This is a genomic window from Streptomyces sp. GS7 (assembly GCF_009834125.1).
Classification (GTDB): Bacteria; Actinomycetota; Actinomycetes; order Streptomycetales; family Streptomycetaceae; genus Streptomyces.
Genome location: NZ_CP047146.1, coordinates 3,531,518 through 3,547,965 on the forward strand (window position 1 = coordinate 3,531,518; position 16,448 = coordinate 3,547,965).

Annotated in this window: 12 protein-coding genes and 1 pseudogene; 10 read left to right on the forward strand and 3 right to left on the reverse strand. The window is 73.2% G+C overall.

All coding sequences use genetic code 11. The features are described from left to right. The first annotated feature begins 5 nt into the window (after positions 1-5). Genes kdpA through GR130_RS15430 form a run of 4 tightly spaced genes read left to right on the forward strand, consistent with a single transcriptional unit; the run spans position 6 to position 6,342 of the window. Positions 6-1,670: a potassium-transporting ATPase subunit KdpA gene (gene kdpA, locus GR130_RS15415; protein ID WP_159505264.1), complete on the forward strand. Its 1,665-nt coding sequence runs from the start codon at positions 6-8 to the stop codon at positions 1,668-1,670. Continuing rightward, positions 1,670-3,823 (forward strand): potassium-transporting ATPase subunit KdpB, encoded by a 2,154-nt coding sequence (kdpB, locus tag GR130_RS15420; RefSeq protein ID WP_159505265.1) that lies wholly within the window; start codon positions 1,670-1,672, stop codon positions 3,821-3,823. The genes kdpA and kdpB overlap by 1 nt, the downstream gene beginning before the upstream one ends. 32 nt (positions 3,824-3,855) lie before the next feature. Then, complete coding sequence (kdpC, locus tag GR130_RS15425; RefSeq protein ID WP_159505266.1) at positions 3,856-4,500, forward strand: potassium-transporting ATPase subunit KdpC; 645 nt, start codon at positions 3,856-3,858, stop codon at positions 4,498-4,500. Between the two features lie 15 nt (positions 4,501-4,515). Beyond that, complete coding sequence (locus tag GR130_RS15430) at positions 4,516-6,342, forward strand: APC family permease (protein WP_159505267.1); 1,827 nt, start codon at positions 4,516-4,518, stop codon at positions 6,340-6,342. A gap of 121 nt (positions 6,343-6,463) precedes the next feature. Here GR130_RS15430 and GR130_RS15435 read toward each other — a convergent pair. Continuing rightward, a pseudogene (locus GR130_RS15435) lies at positions 6,464-7,573 on the reverse strand (hypothetical protein); the annotation flags it as partial. On the opposite strand from GR130_RS15435, the gene GR130_RS15440 reads away from it, so the two are divergent. Further along, positions 7,551-7,901, forward strand: coding sequence for an SDR family oxidoreductase (locus GR130_RS15440; protein WP_159505268.1), 351 nt, complete (start codon positions 7,551-7,553; stop codon positions 7,899-7,901). The pseudogene GR130_RS15435 and the gene GR130_RS15440 overlap by 23 nt on opposite strands. A 106-nt stretch (positions 7,902-8,007) precedes the next feature. Beyond that, positions 8,008-8,385: a hypothetical protein gene (locus GR130_RS15445; protein WP_159505269.1), complete on the forward strand. Its 378-nt coding sequence runs from the start codon at positions 8,008-8,010 to the stop codon at positions 8,383-8,385. Between the two features lie 111 nt (positions 8,386-8,496). On the opposite strand, the gene GR130_RS15450 is transcribed toward GR130_RS15445, so the two are convergent. Together GR130_RS15450 and GR130_RS15455 are read right to left on the reverse strand one after the other, a co-directional pair. Beyond that, positions 8,497-9,681 carry an NAD(P)/FAD-dependent oxidoreductase gene (locus tag GR130_RS15450; protein ID WP_159505270.1) on the reverse strand — a complete coding sequence of 395 codons (1,185 nt, stop codon included), beginning with the start codon at positions 9,679-9,681 and terminating at the stop codon, positions 8,497-8,499. Next, the gene (locus GR130_RS15455) at positions 9,678-9,998 is read right to left on the reverse strand and encodes a bifunctional 3-phenylpropionate/cinnamic acid dioxygenase ferredoxin subunit (protein ID WP_159505271.1); all 321 of its coding nucleotides are present in this window, start codon (positions 9,996-9,998) and stop codon (positions 9,678-9,680) included. Before GR130_RS15455 ends, GR130_RS15450 begins: the two co-directional genes overlap by 4 nt. Positions 9,999-10,169: 171 nt before the next feature. On the opposite strand from GR130_RS15455, the gene GR130_RS15460 reads away from it, so the two are divergent. The 4 genes from GR130_RS15460 to GR130_RS15475 all read left to right on the forward strand — a co-directional run bounded on the left by GR130_RS15460 (position 10,170) and on the right by GR130_RS15475 (position 16,419). Continuing rightward, complete coding sequence (locus GR130_RS15460) at positions 10,170-11,051, forward strand: IclR family transcriptional regulator (protein WP_159505272.1); 882 nt, start codon at positions 10,170-10,172, stop codon at positions 11,049-11,051. Positions 11,052-11,438: 387 nt separating this feature from the next. After that, positions 11,439-13,991, forward strand: coding sequence for a GcvT family protein (locus tag GR130_RS15465; RefSeq protein WP_159505273.1), 2,553 nt, complete (start codon positions 11,439-11,441; stop codon positions 13,989-13,991). A 74-nt stretch (positions 13,992-14,065) separates the two neighbouring features. Further along, a complete protein-coding gene (solA, locus tag GR130_RS15470; RefSeq protein WP_159505274.1) occupies positions 14,066-15,226 on the forward strand; it encodes an N-methyl-L-tryptophan oxidase in 1,161 nt (386 codons plus the stop codon). Between the two features lie 11 nt (positions 15,227-15,237). Continuing rightward, positions 15,238-16,419: an aromatic ring-hydroxylating oxygenase subunit alpha gene (locus GR130_RS15475; protein ID WP_159505275.1), complete on the forward strand. Its 1,182-nt coding sequence runs from the start codon at positions 15,238-15,240 to the stop codon at positions 16,417-16,419. Positions 16,420-16,448: the final 29 nt, after the last annotated feature.

Here is a 16,448-nt window from a genome sequence, read left to right on the forward strand (position 1 = left end):
CGGGGATGAACGACGCACTCGCCGGCTGGCTCCAGATCAGCGCCCTGGCGGTCGCGCTCACCCTCTCGTTCCGGCCGCTGGGCGACCACATGGCCCACGTCCTCACCTCGCCCCGCCACCGGCGGGCGGAGCGCCTGATCTACCGGGCGGGCGGCGTGGACGGGAACGCCGACCAGCCGTGGCCGGCGTATCTGCGCAGTGTGCTCGCGTTCTCGGCGGTCTCGGTGCTGTTCCTGTACGCGTTCCAGCGGGTGCAGGACCGTCTGCCGCTCGCCCTGGGGATGAAGGCGGTCGGCCCCGCACTGTCCTTCGACACCGCCGCGTCCTTCGTCACCAACACCAACTGGCAGGCGTACTCCGGCGAGTCGACGATGGGGCACCTGGTCCAGATGGCCGGGCTGGCCGTGCAGAACTTCGTCTCGGCGGCCGTGGGCATCGCCGTCGCCGCGACCCTGATCCGCGGCTTCGTCCGGACGCGGACCGAGCGGGTCGGCAACTTCTGGGTGGACCTGACCCGGATCGTGCTGCGGGTGCTGCTGCCGATCTCGCTGGTCGCGGCGGTCGTGCTGGTCGCCGCGGGAGTGGTGCAGAACCTCCACGGCACCCAGTCGATCGGCACCCTCGCCGGCGGGCATCAGTCCCTCACCGGCGGCCCGGTCGCCTCCCAGGAGGCCATCAAGGAGCTGGGCACCAACGGCGGCGGCTTCTACAACGCCAACTCCGCCCACCCCTTCGAGAACCCCACCCCGTTCACCAACTGGCTGGAGATCTACCTCCTGCTGGTCATCGCCGTCGCGCTGCCGCGCACCTTCGGAACGATGGTGGGCGACCGCCGCCAGGGGTATGCGATCGTCGCCGTGATGGCGCTGATCTGGGCCTCCTCGGTCGCCCTCACCACCGCCAACGAGCTGCACAGCCTGAGCAGTTCGGCCGGGCACGCGGCCGGCGGCATGATGGAGGGCAAGGAGCAGCGGTTCGGCCTGTGGGGCTCGGCGCTGTTCGCGGTGTCCACCACGCTCACCTCCTGCGGCGCGGTCAACTCCTCCCACGACTCGTACACCCCGGGCGGCGGCGGGATGACCCTGTTCAACATGATGCTGGGCGAGATCGCGCCCGGCGGCACGGGCTCGGGGCTCTACGGCATCCTGATCCTGGCCGTGGTCGCGGTCTTCGTCGCCGGGCTGATGGTCGGGCGCACGCCGGAATACCTGGGCAAGAAGCTCGGCGCACGCGAGATGAAGTTCGCCTCGCTGTACATCCTCACCACCCCGTCGGTGGTGCTGGTCGGCGCGGGTCTCGCGATGGCGCTGCCGGGGGAGCGGGCGGCGATGCTCAACCACGGCGCGCACGGCTTCTCCGAGGTGCTGTACGCCTTCGCGTCGGCCGCCAACAACAACGGCTCGGCCTTCGCCGGCCTGACCGCCGGCACCGCCTGGTACAACACCGGCCTCGGCCTCGTCATGCTCGTCGCCCGCTTCGTGCCCATGGTGTTCGTCCTCGCGCTGGCCGGATCGCTGGCCCGGCAGCAGCCCGTGCCGGTCACCGCGGGCACCCTGCCCACCCACCGGCCGCAGTTCGTCGGGCTGCTGACGGGAGTGATCCTGATCGTCGTCGGCCTCACGTACTTCCCCGCGCTCGCGCTGGGCCCGCTGGCCGAAGGACTGCGCTGATGCCCACGACCGCGGTCCCGCCCGGGGAGGCCACGGACCCGCTCGCACCCAACGTCCACCGGATCTCCGCCGGGCTGATGGACCCCCGGCGGTTGCTCACCTCCTTCCCCGCCGCGCTGCGCAAGCTGGATCCCCGGGTGATGGTCGGGAACCCGGTGATGTTCGTCGTGGAGGTCGGCGCGGTGCTGACCACCCTGTCGGCGCTCAAGGACCCGAGCGTCTTCGCCTGGGTGATCACCGTCTGGCTGTGGTTGACCGCGGTGTTCGCCAACCTGTCCGAGGCGGTCGCCGAGGGGCGCGGCAAGGCCCAGGCGGAGACGCTGCGCCGCACCAGGACCGACACGGTCGCCCACCGGCTCCCCGCGGACCGGTGGCAGGCGGCCCGGGAGGCCGTGACGGAGGAGGTGCCGGCCGGCGAACTGCGGCTGGGCGACCTCGTGGCCGTCGAGGCGGGCCAGACCATCCCGGGCGACGGCGATGTGGTCGAGGGCGTCGCCAGCGTCGACGAATCGGCGATCACCGGTGAGTCGGCGCCGGTCATCCGCGAGTCCGGCGGCGACCGCTCGGCCGTGACCGGCGGTACGAAGGTGCTCTCCGACCGCATCGTGGTCCGCATCACCTCCAAGCCCGGCGAGACCTTCATCGACCGGATGATCGCGCTGGTGGAGGGTGCCGCCCGGCAGAAGACGCCGAACGAGATCGCGCTCAACATCCTCCTCGCCTCACTGACCGTCATCTTCCTGATCGCCGTGGTCACCCTCCAGCCGTTCGCCGTCTTCGCGGGCGCCGAGCAGAGCATCGTCATCCTGGTCGCGCTGGTCGTCGCGCTGATCCCGACCACCATCGGCGCGCTGCTGTCCGCCATCGGCATCGCGGGCATGGACCGCCTGGTGCAGCGCAACGTCCTGGCGATGTCGGGGCGCGCGGTCGAGGCCGCGGGCGACGTCAACACCCTGCTGCTGGACAAGACGGGCACCATCACCCTCGGCAACCGGCAGGCCGTCGAGTTCGTACCCGTCAGCGGCGTGGACCCCGAAGAACTCGCGGACGCCGCCCAGTTGGCCTCGCTCGCCGACGAGACCCCCGAGGGCCGCTCGATCGTCGTCCTCGCCAAGGAACGCCATGCGCTGCGCGGACGCAGCGAAGGAGAGCTGCCGCACGCCGAGTTCGTCCCGTTCACCGCGCAGACGCGGATGTCCGGCGTCGACCTGAGCGGGGACGGCCCCCACGACGGCACCCGGTCGCTCCGGAAGGGGGCGGCGACCGCCGTGATGCGCTGGGTGCGCGATGCCGGAGGACACCCCACCGAGGAGGTCGGCCCGATCGTCGACGGGATCTCCGCGAGCGGCGGTACGCCGCTGGTCGTCGGTGAGGTCGTCCGGCGCGGCGGCGCCGACGGCGCCGCCGATGCCCGGATCCTCGGCGTCATCCGCCTCAAGGACGTGGTCAAGCACGGGATGCGGGAGCGGTTCGACGAGCTGCGACGGATGGGCATCAGGACCGTCATGATCACCGGGGACAACCCGCTGACGGCCAAGGCCATCGCGCAGGAGGCGGGCGTCGACGACTTCCTCGCGGAGGCCGCTCCCGAGGACAAGATGGCGCTCATCAGGCGCGAGCAGGCCGGCGGCAATCTGGTCGCGATGACCGGCGACGGTACGAACGACGCGCCCGCGCTGGCCCAGGCGGACGTCGGCGTCGCCATGAACACCGGTACCTCGGCCGCCAAGGAGGCCGGGAACATGGTCGACCTCGACTCCAACCCCACCAAGCTCATCGAGATCGTCCAGATCGGCAAGCAACTCCTCATCACCCGCGGCGCGTTGACGACCTTCTCGATCGCCAACGACGTCGCCAAGTACTTCGCGATCATCCCGGCGATGTTCGCCGGCGCCTACCCCGGCCTGCGCCGCCTCAACGTCATGGGCCTGCACAGCCCGACCTCGGCGATCTCCGCGGCGATCGTCTTCAACGGCCTGATCATCGTCGCGCTGATCCCGCTGGCGCTGCGCGGCGTCCGCTACCGGCCGTCGTCCGCCGCCGTCCTGCTCGGCCGCAACATCTGGCGGTACGGGCTCGGCGGACTCGTCCTGCCGTTCCTCGGCATCAAAGTCATCGACCTGCTGATCCAGTTCGTCCCCGGACTCCACTGAAAGACCGTCACGGCAGAAGGAACGCGATTGCGATGTTCGGCCCCCTGGCCCGTCTGGCCCGCCACCACCTCGTGGCGCTGCGCATGCTGCTGCTGTTCACCGCGCTCACCGGCGTCGTCTATCCGCTGGTCGTGACCGGTTTCGCCCAGGCCGTGTTCCCGGGCCGGGCCAACGGGTCGCTGATCGAGGAGCACGGGCGGCCGGTCGCCTCGTCACGCATCGGCCAGAACTTCACCGTGCCGGCGGCGCGGGGCCACCGGGGCCCGGCCGCCCCCGACCCCGGGTGGTTCCAGCCCCGCCCGTCCGCCGCCGGGCCCGCCGGCTACGACCCGACCGCCTCGGGCGCCTCCAACCTCGGCCCCAACAGCCCCGAACTGGTCCGCACCGTACGGCTGCGCCGGCTCGCCGTGGCCGCCTTCGACCGGGTTCCGCCCGGCCGCGTGCCCCCCGACGCGGTGACCGCCTCCGCCTCCGGCCTGGACCCGGACATCTCGTCCGGGTACGCCTACGAGCAGGTGCCCCGGGTCGCGGCGGCCCGCGGGCTGGCCCCGGCGGCCGTCCGCCGGCTCGTCGCCCGCCACGCCCACGGCCGCACCCTCGGCTTCCTGGGCAGCCCCGGCGTCAACGTCGTCGAGCTCAACCACGCGCTCGGCCACCGATCCGCCGTGCTGCGGTGACCGGGCGAGGACGCGATGACCACCACGAGCAGTACCCGGGACGCACACGAACGCGACCGGCTGACGGTCCCTCAGGGGCTGGCCGCACTCTCCCTCGACGCCCTCGCCTCCGTGGCGTACGGGCCCGAGGCGATCGTGGTGGTGCTGGCCGCGGCGGGCAGCCAGGGGCTCGGCTTCACCCTGCCGGTCACGGTGGCGATCGTGATCCTGCTCGTCGCGCTGACGCTCTCCTACCGGCAGGTCATCGCCGCGTTCCCGAACGGCGGCGGCGCCTACGCCGTCGCCGGCCGGCACCTCGGCCGCCGGGTCAGCCTGGTCGCCGCCGCCTCCCTGATCATCGACTACGTACTGAACGTCGCGGTGTCGGTCTCCGCCGGGGTCGCCGCGCTCACCTCCGCGTTCCCGTCCCTCTACGCGGACCGGGTGGTGCTGTGCGTCATCGTCCTGGTCCTGATCACGGCCGTGAACCTGTACGGAGTCGCGGAGTCGGCGAAGGTCATGATCGTGCCGACCGTGGTCTTCATCGCGGCGATCTTCACCGTCGTCGCGGTCGGACTGCTGCGGACGCACCCCGCGGTCCCACCGACCCACCCGTCCGCCGCCGCGGCCTCCGGCGTCGGCACCCTCCTGCTGCTGAGGGCGTTCGCCTCCGGCTGCTCCGCCCTCACCGGCGTCGAGGCCATCGCGAACGCGGTCCCCAACTTCCGCACCCCGCGCGTCCGCCGCGCCCAGCGCACCGAGGTCGCGCTCGGCAGCCTGCTCGGCCTGATGCTCCTCGGCCTCTCGGTGCTGATCGGCCGCTTCCACGTCGCCCCCAACCCCACCAAGACCGTCCTCGCCCAGCTCACCGACGCCGCACTGGGCCACAACGCCGCCTTCTACGTCGTCCAGTTCGCCACCATGCTGCTGCTCGCGCTCGCCGCGAACACCTCCTTCGGCGGTATGCCCGTACTGACCTCGCTCCTGGCCCGGCACCACAACCTGCCGCACGTCTTCGCGCTGCGCGCCGACCGCCAGGTCTACCGGCACGGCGTCCTGGTCCTCGCCGCCTTCGCGCTGGTGCTGCTCATCGGGGCCGAGGGCAACCCCCAGGCGCTGGTGCCGTTCTTCGCCATCGGCGTCTTCATCGGCTTCACCATCTCCCAGCTCGGCATGGTCCGGCACTGGTACGTCGAGCGCGGCACCGGCTGGCAGGGGCGGGCGCTGCTCAACGGGGCCGGTGCCCTGCTGACCGCGGCCGCCACCGTCCTCGAACTCGTGGCCAAGTTCAACGAGGGTGGCTGGCTGGTCTTCCTCGCGGTGGCCGTACTGGTCGCGCTCTTCGAGTCCGTCCACCACGCCTACATGCGCATCGGCGAGGCACTGCGCCTGGGCGAGGTGCCGGGGCCGCCGCAGGAGCGCCGCTCGCTGGTGATCGTGCCCGTGGGGGCGGTCAACCGGCTCACGCAGGAGGCGATCGGCGCCGCGCTGTCCCTGGGGGACGAGGTCCGCGCGGTGACCGTCGTGCACCCCGACAACGAGGACGAGAGCACCGCCGACCGGATGCGCGAGGAGTGGAGCGCCTGGCATCCGCAGGTCCCGCTGACCGTCCTGAGCAGCCGTGCCCGCTCCCTGACCCGGCCGATCGTCGACTACCTGCACGCGGTCGGCGCCGAGGAAGCCGCCGCCTCGTCCGCCGAGGCCCATGAACGCCTGGTCGTGCTCATCCCGGAACTGCACCTTCCGCATCCCTGGCAGCGCCTCCTCCAGAACCAGCGCGGCGCGGTGCTCGACCGGGCGATCCGTCGGTACACGGATGTGGTGATCTGCCGGCTGCGGTTCCGTATCGAGATTCCGGACTGACCGCCGGGGGAGCCGGGTCCGGGGCCCGGTCGCGGGTGCCGGAGCGCTGCCGCACCAGCAGGTCGCCCAGCGCCGTACGCCGATGCAGCACCGCCCGGCCGGCGCGGGCCGTGGTGACCAGGCCCGCGGCGCGCAGTGCCGCGGCGTGGGCGGAGGCGGTGGCGTTGCTGACCCGCAGCCGCCGGGCCAGTGCGCTGGTGGTGAGTTCTTCGGTGAGCAGCAGCAGGACATCGGCCCGGGTGCGCCCGAGGACGCCGGCGAGCGCGTCGTCGGTGGTGCCCGCGACGGCCGGGGGCAGCGGCAGGCCCGGCCCCGCAGGGTAGGTCAGATACAGGGGGCGGCCCGGGAGGTCGGCGAGGACGGGCCGGCCGGTCCAGTGGAAGGTGGGGACCAGGACCAGGCCGCGCCCGCCCAGCGCCGTCTCGCGGTCCGCAGGTGCCGGCAACTCCCAGGTGTTCCCGCGGAGTTGCGCGCCCGGAAGGAGGCCGGTGAGCGCGTCGGCGAGGCCGTGTTCGGCGACGGTCAGGGCGTGGCGGGCGAACTCCGCCCGGTGCAGGTCCTGGACCAGCGGCCAGACGGGGCCCAGCACCGCCTCGAAGGCGGAGTGCTGGGCCCGGCGGAGGGTGTGCCAGGCCCCGGCGTCGCCCTGGTGCAGGGCGCGGATCCAGCGGGGGGCCGGGGACCCGTGCCGGGCGTAGACCCGCTCCGTCTCGGAGCGGACGAGGTCCGGGCGGGTGGCGCGTACGGAGTCCAGCGCGTCCCGGAGGCTGTCGCTGAACTCGTCGAGGAAGACCGGTGCTTGGAGGCCGGGGACCAGGTCGGCCAGCGGCTCGGCGGACCGCGGCAGGGAGCGCAGCACCCGCCGGCGCCAGCGGCCGAGGAGCAGCGGGTCGTCGCGGCGGCACAGCATGCCGAGGGCCAGGTTGAGTTCCTGGAGCGGGGCCGGCCGGGGCGCGAAGCGGACCCGCGCGAAGTCGCCGGCCGTGAAGTGGATGCGGATCACCGGATCTCCCGGGCGCGGGCGTCCGCGCGGTGGGTGTGCCGGGGCCCGTGCGGTACGGCGGGGGCGTGCGCGGTCACGGTGCGGGGTCCGCCTCTCTGCCGCGGGGCGCGGCCCGGCCGGTCCGGTACCCCGTCGTGTCCCCGCTGCACTCGCCCTCCGTATGATCGCAGAGCCGAAAGCCGACCACCTTCGGAGGTGAACGAGCATGACCGGCCGGCGAGTTGTCATCGTGACGGGCGGGGGAACGGGTATCGGCGCGGCCACCGCACGGCAGCTGCGGACGGAGACGGCCGACCGGCGGACGGCGCGGTTCGCGCAGGAGGCACAACCGGCCTGCGGGGTCGATGCGGCCTACGCGGAGGCGAGCCGGCTCAACCCCGCCGGGCGGCCCGCCGAGCCCGAGCAGATCGCCGAGGCGATCAGCCGGCTGCTCTCGCCCGCCGCGTCCTCTGTGAACGGAGCGGCGCTGACGGTTGATGGCGGCGTGACGGCGTTCGATCCTGGAGTCGCTGCAGTGGACTTCCGCAGGGAGCCGCGCGAGGCGGGCGGCAGCTGACCGTCCTGCGTCCGCAGACCGCGCCGGACAACCACCACGGCGAGCGGCCCGGCAGCTCGCCCCGGTCCCGCGGGACCGGACACGTCCCGAGAGAGGACACCCACTCATGACCGACGCCACCTACCACGACCGCTGGATCGCCTGCACCCCCGACGCCGTGCGGATCCGTGGCTACTACTTCCCCTGGGGCACCAAGACCATCCCCTACACCGCGATCCGGTCGCTGCGCCGGGTCGAGATGGGCCTCATGACCGGGCAGGGGCGTGTCTGGGGCACCGCGAACCCGCGGTACTGGGCGAGCCTGGACCCGGGGCGGATGGGGAAGAGCACCGCGCTCGTCCTCGACCTCGGCGGCTACGTCCGGCCGTTCATCACGCCGGACGACCCGGACGCCGTGGAGGCGGTCATCCGCGAACGCGCCCACCTGGGGGCCGAGGGCCGGGACGGCGGCGGGGAGGGGAAGGGCCGGGCACCCGTCGTGTGACGGGCCGGCGATCGCCGCTCCGTGCCGGCGGGGTGGGCCGAGAACGACCGGGCGGGGCTCGCCGGCCGGCACGCGACGATGCCGACCGCGGGCCCCGCCCCGTGCGGCGGATCAGGCCGTCGCGGGCTGCGCGGCGCGGGCGAGTTCGCGGCGCAGGCGCAGGAAGGGGCGGGGGCGGTTGAGGGCGAGCACGGCGGTGGTGCGGCCGGCACGCTGGTAGCCGGCGAGGAAGCTGCGGTCGTCCGGGGAGCCTTCGAGGATGCGCGGGGTGTCGCCGGGCAGCCGGCGGCCGGCGAACTGGATGCGGACGCCGTACTGGTCCGACCAGAAGTAGGGCAGGGCGCGGTGGGCGGCGGCGGTGTGGCCCGCGAGGAGGTTGCGGGCGGCGGTGGCGGCCTGTTCGGTGGCGCTGGTCCAGTGTTCGGCGCGGGTGCCGTCGACGTTGGCGACATCGCCGACGGCGACGACGGCGGGGATCGGCGTGACGCAGCCGGCGTCGCAGCGTACGCCGTCGCCGAGGGGGAGCCCGGAGTCCGCCAGCCAGTCGGTGGCGGGGCGGACGCCGATGCCGACGACGACCACATCGGCCGGCAGCAGGCGGCCGTCGGTCAGTTCCACGGCGGTGACCCGGTTGTCGGCGCCGGCGCCGGCGCCGTGCAGCCGTGCGACGCCGGTGCCGGTGAGCAGCGTGACGCCGTGGTCGGCGGGCAGTCGGGAGCACAACTCGGCCATGCCGCGGCCCAGTTGGGGGACGAGGGGGAGTGCGGCGGCCTCGATGACGGTGACGTCGTGGCCGAGGGCGGCGCAGGACGAGGCGACCTCGGCGCCGAGGAATCCGCCGCCGATGACGGCGATCCGGGCGGAGCCCCCGAGGGTGAGGTCGCGGCGCAGGGCCCGGGCGTCTTCGAGGGTGCGCAGAGTGTGGGTTCCGGACGGGGGCGAGCCGGGGCCGGGGAGCCGGCGGGGGGTGGCGCCGGTGGCGAGCACCACGCCGTCGGTGGTGAGGGTGCGTCCGGTGTCGAGGTGGACGGTGCGGCTGCCGGTGTCGAGCCGGGTGGCGCGGGTGCCCAGCAGCCATTCCGCGTCCAGCTCGGCGGTCTCCTCGGCGTCGGCCAGGGCGAGTTGGTCCTGGCCGGTGGTCCCGGTGAGGAAGCCCTTGGAGAGCGGCGGGCGGTCGTAGGGGCGGTGGCGCTCGTCCCCGACGATCGTCAGGCGGCCGTCGTACCCCTGGGAGCGCAGGGCGCGGGCGGTGTGGAGTCCGGCCAGTGAGGCCCCGATGACGGTGACCGACTTCATGCGGCGGTGCCCTCCCCGACGGTGTGGTGGACGTAGACCGTCCCGTTCTCGACGGTCACCGGATAGGTGCGGACGGCCCGGCGGGCGGGGAGGCACGTGGGCGCTCCGGTGCGGAGATCGAATGAAGCGGCGTGGAGCGGGCATTCGACCAGACACCCCTCCACCCAGCCGTCGGCGAGTGAGGCGTCCTGGTGGGTGCAGGTGTCGTCGATGGCGTACAGCTCTCCGTCGGCGTTGAAGACGGCGATCGGAGGTGCGGTGTCGATGCGTACGGACTCGCCTACGGGCAGGTCATCGAGGTGGCAGACGGGAATCACTGGGCCCCCCTGTTACTGTTCGACGTTATCGAGTTTCGCAATGCGCACGATGCAGCGTTATGCGCAACAGAATCCCGACGGGGGGCCGGTGCGTCAAGCGGTCCCCGGAAAAGCCGGCCCGGGATCGGGCCGCTGGACGGTGGCGGCGGACTGGGTGGTGACAGCGGACCTATGACCGAAACGGACAAGGCGGAGGCGCGGGCGGAGGAACAGCCGGAGGGGAAGCGGCGCGGCAGAGCCCGCGCGAAACGGCAGGGAAGAGCGGACGCGACGGCGCACGGGAAGCCGCCGCGCGGTGCCGCCGGCGCCGTGCAGTCGGTGGACCGGGCGGTGACCGTACTGGAGATCCTGGCCCGGCTGGGCGAGGCCGGGGTGACCGAGATCGCCGAGGAACTGGACGTGCACAAGTCCACCGCGTTCCGGCTGCTCGGGGTGCTGGAGAACCGCGGGCTGGTCGCCCAGGAGCAGGAGCGCGGCAAGTACTACCTCGGCGCCGGGGTGTTGCGACTGGCCGGCGCGGCGGCGGTGCGCCTGGACATCTCCCAGGAGGGCGCGGCGATCTGCCGCCTGCTGGCCGACGAGCTGGGGGAGACGGTCAACATCGCGGTGCTGGAGAGCGATGCCGCGGTGAACATCATGCAGGCCCGCGGCCCGGCGTCGGTCACCGCGCAGAACTGGCTGGGCCGCCGCACCCCGCTCCACGCCACCTCCAGCGGCAAGGCACTGCTCGCCTATCAGCCCGAGCCGGTCCAGGAGGCCGTACTGGCACGGAAGTTGCCCCGGCTCACCGAACGGACGGTGACCTCGGCCGGGGAACTGCGCGGCCAGCTGGCGCAGGTGGTCGAGCGGGGCTTCGCGGTGGCGGTCGAGGAGTTGGAGCTCGGCCTGCGGGCGGTCGCGGCCCCGGTGCGGGCGCACGACGGCTCGGTGATCGGCGCGATCAGCGTGTCCGTGCCCGCGTACCGGCTGGACGAGGAGCGGCTGCCGGAGGTGGTCAAGCGCACCGTCGCCGCGGGTGAGGAGCTGTCGCGGCGGATGGGGTACGCCAGTTGACCGTGGCGTGACGGAACGGCGCCACGGCGCGGTGCGCGGGCGGGGCGATGCGGGGCCGGGGTCTGCGACCGGCCCCGCATCCGTGTCTTTGGGCAGCCGGGATGTCCGGCCCGCGGCCCCGCGTCCGCGGGCGCGATCGGGTGGGCGGGGCGCGCCCGCGCGTAACGGGTCACTTGCGAACGGCCGGCGCGCACCCCTTGACGGTGCCGATGCGGCGTTCCCACTATGTCTCTCATTGCGCAACCAGTCGTGCACTACGCAACAACCATGCCGGACGCCACCCTCGCCGCCGTGCGGGCGCACACCCCGCCGCACCGTCCCCGACCCACCGGACAGGCCCGAAGCCCGCCCGACCACCCGGACAGCGCCCGACCCTGAAGGAGGGACATGTCCCCATCGTCCCCGGCAACCGCACCGGCCGCCACCGACGCCCGCCCGTCCCCCGCCATCCGCGCCCGGGTGGTCGTCATCGGCGCCGGCATCGTCGGCTGCTCGCTCGCCGATGAACTCACCGCCCGCGGCTGGCGCGACGTCACCGTCCTGGAGCAGGGGCCGCTGCCGGCCCCCGGCGGCTCCACCTCGCACGCCCCCGGCCTGGTCTTCCAGACCAGCCCGTCCAAGACCATGACCGAGTTCGCCGCCTACACCGTCCGCAAGTTCGGCTCCCTCGAAGTCGACGGACTGCCCTGCTTCCACGCCGTCGGCGGCCTGGAAGTCGCCACCACCGAAGCCCGCTGGGCCGACCTGCACCGCAAGGCCGGGCTCGCCGCCTCCTGGGGCGTCCGCGGGGAACTCCTGGGCCCGCAGGAGTGCAGGAAGCTCTGGCCGATGCTGGACGAGAGCGTGCTGCACGGCGGGTTCCACACCCCCGACGACGGGCTGGCCCGCGCCCTGCTCGCCTGCCGCGCCCAGATGGCCCGTGCCCAGGCGCGCGGCGCCCGCTTCCTGGAGCGGCACACCGTCACCGCGATCGAGCGGGCGGACGGCCGGGTCACCGGCGTCGTCACCGACCGCGGCACCTTCCCCGCCGACCACGTCGTCTCCGCCGCCGGGTTCTGGGGACCGGTGATCGGCGCCATGGCCGGGGTGCACGTACCGCTGCTGCCGCTGGCCCACCAGTACGCCACCACCGAGCCACTGCCCGAACTCGCCGGGGCCGATGCCCCCCATGGGGGAGAAGCCGAGCGTGGGGGAGGAGTGAAGAGCCCGGGGGAGGAAGCCGGGAGGCCGATCCTCCGCTTCCAGGACCGCGATCTCTACTTCCGCGAGCACTTCGACACCGCCGGGGGCCGACTCGGCATCGGCTCCTACGCCCACCGCCCCATGCCCGTCGACCCGTTCACCGTCCCGGCCTTCGACGACGCCCCCGTCATGCCGTCCTCGCTGCCCTTCACCGCGGAGGACTTCGCCCCCAGCTGGCAGGACAGCATCGGACTGCTCCCCGCGCTGGGCGCCTCGCGGGTGGCCGAGGGCTTCAACGGGGTCTTCTCCTTCACCCCCGACGGGATGCCGGTCCTCGGCGAATCCCGTGAACTGCGCGGTTTCTGGCTCGCCGAGGCGGTCTGGGTCACCCACTCCGCCGGCGTCGCCAGGGCCGTCGCCGAGTGGATGACCGACGGCCGCCCCGCCGTCGACATCCACGAATGCGACCTCCACCGCTTCGAGGACGCCCAGCGCTCCCCCGCCTACATCGAGGACCGCGGCGCCCAGAACTTCATCGAGGTCTACGACGTCATCCACCCGCTCCAGCCCATGGAGCGGCCCCGCCCCCTGCGCACGAGCCCCTTCTACGCCCGTCAGCAGCAGCTCGGCGCGTACTTCCTGGAGGGCGGCGGCTGGGAGCGCCCGCACTGGTACGAGGCCAACGCCCCGCTCACCGAAGGACTCCGGCTCCCCGAGCGGGACGACTGGGCCGCCCGCCACTGGTCGCCGATCGCCGCCGCCGAGGCCGCCGTCACCCGCGAGCGGGTAGCCCTCTACGACATGACCCCGCTGCGGCGGCTGGAGGTCACCGGTCCGGGCGCGCTCGACTTCCTCCAGTACATGACGACCAATCAGCTGAGGAAGAAGCCCGGCGCGGTGACCTACACCCTGCTCCTGGACGAGGCCGGCGGCATCCGCTCCGACCTCACCGTGGCGCGGCTGGCCCCGGACCGCTTCCAGGTCGGCGCCAACAGCGGATCCGACCTCGACTGGCTGCTGCGGCACGCCCCGGACACAGTCCAGGTCCGCGACATCACCCCGGGCACCTGCTGCATCGGCGTCTGGGGCCCGCTGGCCCGGGACCTCGTCCAGCCGCTGACCCGCGACGACTTCTCGCACGAGGCGTTCGGCTACTTCAGGGCCAGGCAGACCTACCTCGGCCACGTCCCGGTGACCGCTCTGCGCCTGTCCTACGTCGGCGAGCTGGGCTGGGAGCTCTACACCACGGCCGACCTGGGGCTCCGTCTCTGGGACACGCTGTGGGAGGCCGGGCAGCGGCACGGGGTGATCGCCGCCGGCCGCAGCGCCTTCAACAGCCTCCGCCTGGAGAAGGGTTACCGCGCCTGGGGCCATGACATGACCACCGAGCACCACCCCTACGAAGCCGGTGTCGGCTTCGCGGTCCGCCCCGCCAAGGGCGACTTCCTCGGCCGCGCCTCACTGGAGGGGCAGAGCGAGCGGACCGCGACCCGCAGGCTCACCTGCCTCACCCTCGACGACCCCGCGGCCAACGTCCTCGGCAAGGAACCGGTCTACGTTGCGGGCGTCCCGGCCGGCTATGTCACCTCCGCCGCCTACGGCTACACCCTCGGCCGCGGGATCGCCTACGCCTGGCTGCCGGCCGCCGCCGCGGTCCCCGGCACCGCCGTCCATATCGAGTACTTCGGGCGGCGGATTCCCGCGACCGTCGCCCAGGAACCGCTGTTCGACCCGGAGATGGCCCGTATCCGCCGCTAGGGCCCGCCCCACCGGACAGGCCCTGGGCCCGCGCGTCACACCCCCGTCCCCCCGTCCGACGAAGGAGCAACCGCATGGCTCCCACCTACGACGTCATCGTCCTCGGCCTCGGCGGGATGGGCAGCGCCGCCGCCCACCACCTCGCCGCCCGCGGCGCCCGGGTCCTGGGCCTGGAGAAGTTCGGCCCGGTGCACAACCGCGGCTCCAGCCACGGAGGTTCGCGGATCACCCGGCAGTCCTACTTCGAGGACCCCGCCTACGTCCCGCTGCTGCTGCGCTCGTACGAGTTGTACGAGCAGCTGGAGCGGGACACCGGCCGCGAGGTCGCCACCCTCTGCGGCGGGGTGATGGTCGGCCGCCCCGACAGCCGCACGGTCGCCGGAAGCCTGGCCTCCGCCCGGCAGTGGGATCTGCCGCACGAGATGCTCGACGCCAAGGAGATCCGCCGCCGCTTCCCGACCCTGACCCCGCACGACGACGAGATCGCGCTGTACGAGGCGCGCGCCGGACTGCTCCGCCCGGAGAGCACCGTCGCCGCCCACGTCCAGCTCGCCACCCAGGGCGGCGCGGACCTGCACTTCGAGGAGCCGGTCACCCGCTGGGAGGAGCTGCCCGGCGGCGCCGGGGTCCGCGTCCACACCCACGAGAACGCCTACACCGCGGGGCAGTTGGTGATCTGCCCGGGGGCCTGGGCGCCCCAGCTGCTCACCGACCTCGGAGTGCCGTTCACCATCGAGCGGCAGATCATGTACTGGTTCGCCCCCGACGGCGGCACCGCGCCCTACGTCCCCGAGCGCCACCCCGTCTACATCTGGGAGGACGCCGCGGGCGTGCAGATCTACGGCTTCCCCGCCATCGACGGCCCCGACGGCGGCGCCAAGGTCGCGTTCTTCCGCAAGGGCACCGCCTGCACCCCGGAGACCATCGACCGCACCGTGTACGACCACGAGGTACGCGCCATGGCCGACCAGCTCGGCTCCCGTATCCCCACCCTGCCCGGCCGCTTCCTGAAGGCCGCCACCTGTATGTACTCCAACACCCCGGACGAGCACTTCGTGATCACCCGGCACCCGGCGCATCCGGAGAACGTCACCGTCGCCTGCGGATTCTCCGGCCATGGCTTCAAGTTCGTGCCGGTCGTCGGCGAGATCGTCGCCGACCTGGCGCTGACCGGCACCACCGCGCACCCCATCGACCTGTTCGACCCCCGTCGCCCCGCCGCCGCGGTCGCCTGAGGAGAGCAGCCATGACCACCACACCCACCGAGTCCCGGCCGGGCGCCGCCACGCCGCCCGCCACCAGCCTGATCGCCACCCTGGCCGGGCGCTACTACACCGACCCGGAGATCTTCCGCCAGGAGCAGGACCGCGTCTTCGAGCGGCTGTGGTTCTGCGCGGTCCGCAGCGCCGACCTGGACAGGACGGGCGCCTTCCGCACCGTGCGGATCGGCCGGGAAAGCGTACTGATCACCCGCAACCGCGCCGGGGAGCTGCGTGCCTTCCTCAACGTCTGCCGGCACCGCGGCGCCCGGCTGTGCACCGAGGAGTCCGGCCAGGTCCGCCGCAACCTCCAGTGCCCCTACCACGCCTGGACCTACGACCTGGACGGCCGGCTGGTGGCCGCCCCCAACCTCCAGAAGATGCCGGACATCGACCGCACCGAACGCGGTCTGGTCACCGTCCCGCTGCGTGAATGGCTCGGCTACGCCTGGGTGTGCCTGGCCGACGAGCCGCCGTCCTTCGAGGACACCGTGATCGGCGCGGCCGTCGAGCGGCTGGGCGACGCGGCCGCCGTCGAGCGCTACCGCACCGAGGACCTGTCCCTGGGCCGGCGCATCACCTACGACGTGCGCGCCAACTGGAAGCTGATCGTCGAGAACTTCATGGAGTGCTACCACTGCGCCACCATCCACCCCGAACTCACCGACGTTCTACCGGAGTTCGCGGAGGGCTTCGCCGCCCAGTACTACGTCGGGCACGGCGCCGAGTTCGCGCCACAGGCGCAGGGGTTCACCGTGGACGGCAGCGCCGGCTTCGGCCGGCTGCCCGGCATCGCGGACAGCCAGGACCGGCGCTACTACGCGGTGACCGTCCGGCCGCAGGTCTTCATCAACCTCGTCCCCGACCACGTCATCCTCCACCGGATGTTCCCGTCGGCGCCCGACCGCACCGTCGTCGTGTGCGACTGGCTGTACCTGCCCGAGGTCATCGACTCCGGTGCCGATGTCGCCAAGTCCGTCGAGCTGTTCCACCGGGTCAACGTCCAGGACTTCGACGCCTGCGAGCGCACCCAGCCGGCCATGGACTCCCGTGCCTACCGCGACGGGGGAGTGCTCGTCCCCAGCGAGCACCACATCGGCGCCTTCCATCACTGGCTCACCGACCGACTGGAAGGCCGGGGCCCGTCCGATGGGTCACGGCCGGACTGAGCCGGCCGACGCCCGGTGGCGGGCGCCGG

What these genes read in the sequence shown, in the direction of transcription:
- kdpA (WP_159505264.1), top strand. Translation starts at nt 6, where the DNA reads ATGAACGACGCACTCGCCGGCTGGCTCCAGATCAGCGCCCTGGCGGTC.
- GR130_RS15440 (WP_159505268.1), top strand. Translation starts at nt 7,551, where the DNA reads ATGACCGGCCGGCGAGTTGTCATCGTGACGGGCGGGGGAACGGGTATC.
- GR130_RS15430 (WP_159505267.1), top strand. Translation starts at nt 4,516, where the DNA reads ATGACCACCACGAGCAGTACCCGGGACGCACACGAACGCGACCGGCTG.
- kdpB (WP_159505265.1), top strand. Translation starts at nt 1,670, where the DNA reads ATGCCCACGACCGCGGTCCCGCCCGGGGAGGCCACGGACCCGCTCGCA.
- kdpC (WP_159505266.1), top strand. Translation starts at nt 3,856, where the DNA reads ATGTTCGGCCCCCTGGCCCGTCTGGCCCGCCACCACCTCGTGGCGCTG.
- GR130_RS15475 (WP_159505275.1), top strand. Translation starts at nt 15,238, where the DNA reads ATGACCACCACACCCACCGAGTCCCGGCCGGGCGCCGCCACGCCGCCC.
- GR130_RS15445 (WP_159505269.1), top strand. Translation starts at nt 8,008, where the DNA reads ATGACCGACGCCACCTACCACGACCGCTGGATCGCCTGCACCCCCGAC.
- GR130_RS15450 (WP_159505270.1), bottom strand. Translation starts at nt 9,681, where the DNA reads ATGAAGTCGGTCACCGTCATCGGGGCCTCACTGGCCGGACTCCACACC.
- GR130_RS15465 (WP_159505273.1), top strand. Translation starts at nt 11,439, where the DNA reads ATGTCCCCATCGTCCCCGGCAACCGCACCGGCCGCCACCGACGCCCGC.
- solA (WP_159505274.1), top strand. Translation starts at nt 14,066, where the DNA reads ATGGCTCCCACCTACGACGTCATCGTCCTCGGCCTCGGCGGGATGGGC.
- GR130_RS15460 (WP_159505272.1), top strand. Translation starts at nt 10,170, where the DNA reads ATGACCGAAACGGACAAGGCGGAGGCGCGGGCGGAGGAACAGCCGGAG.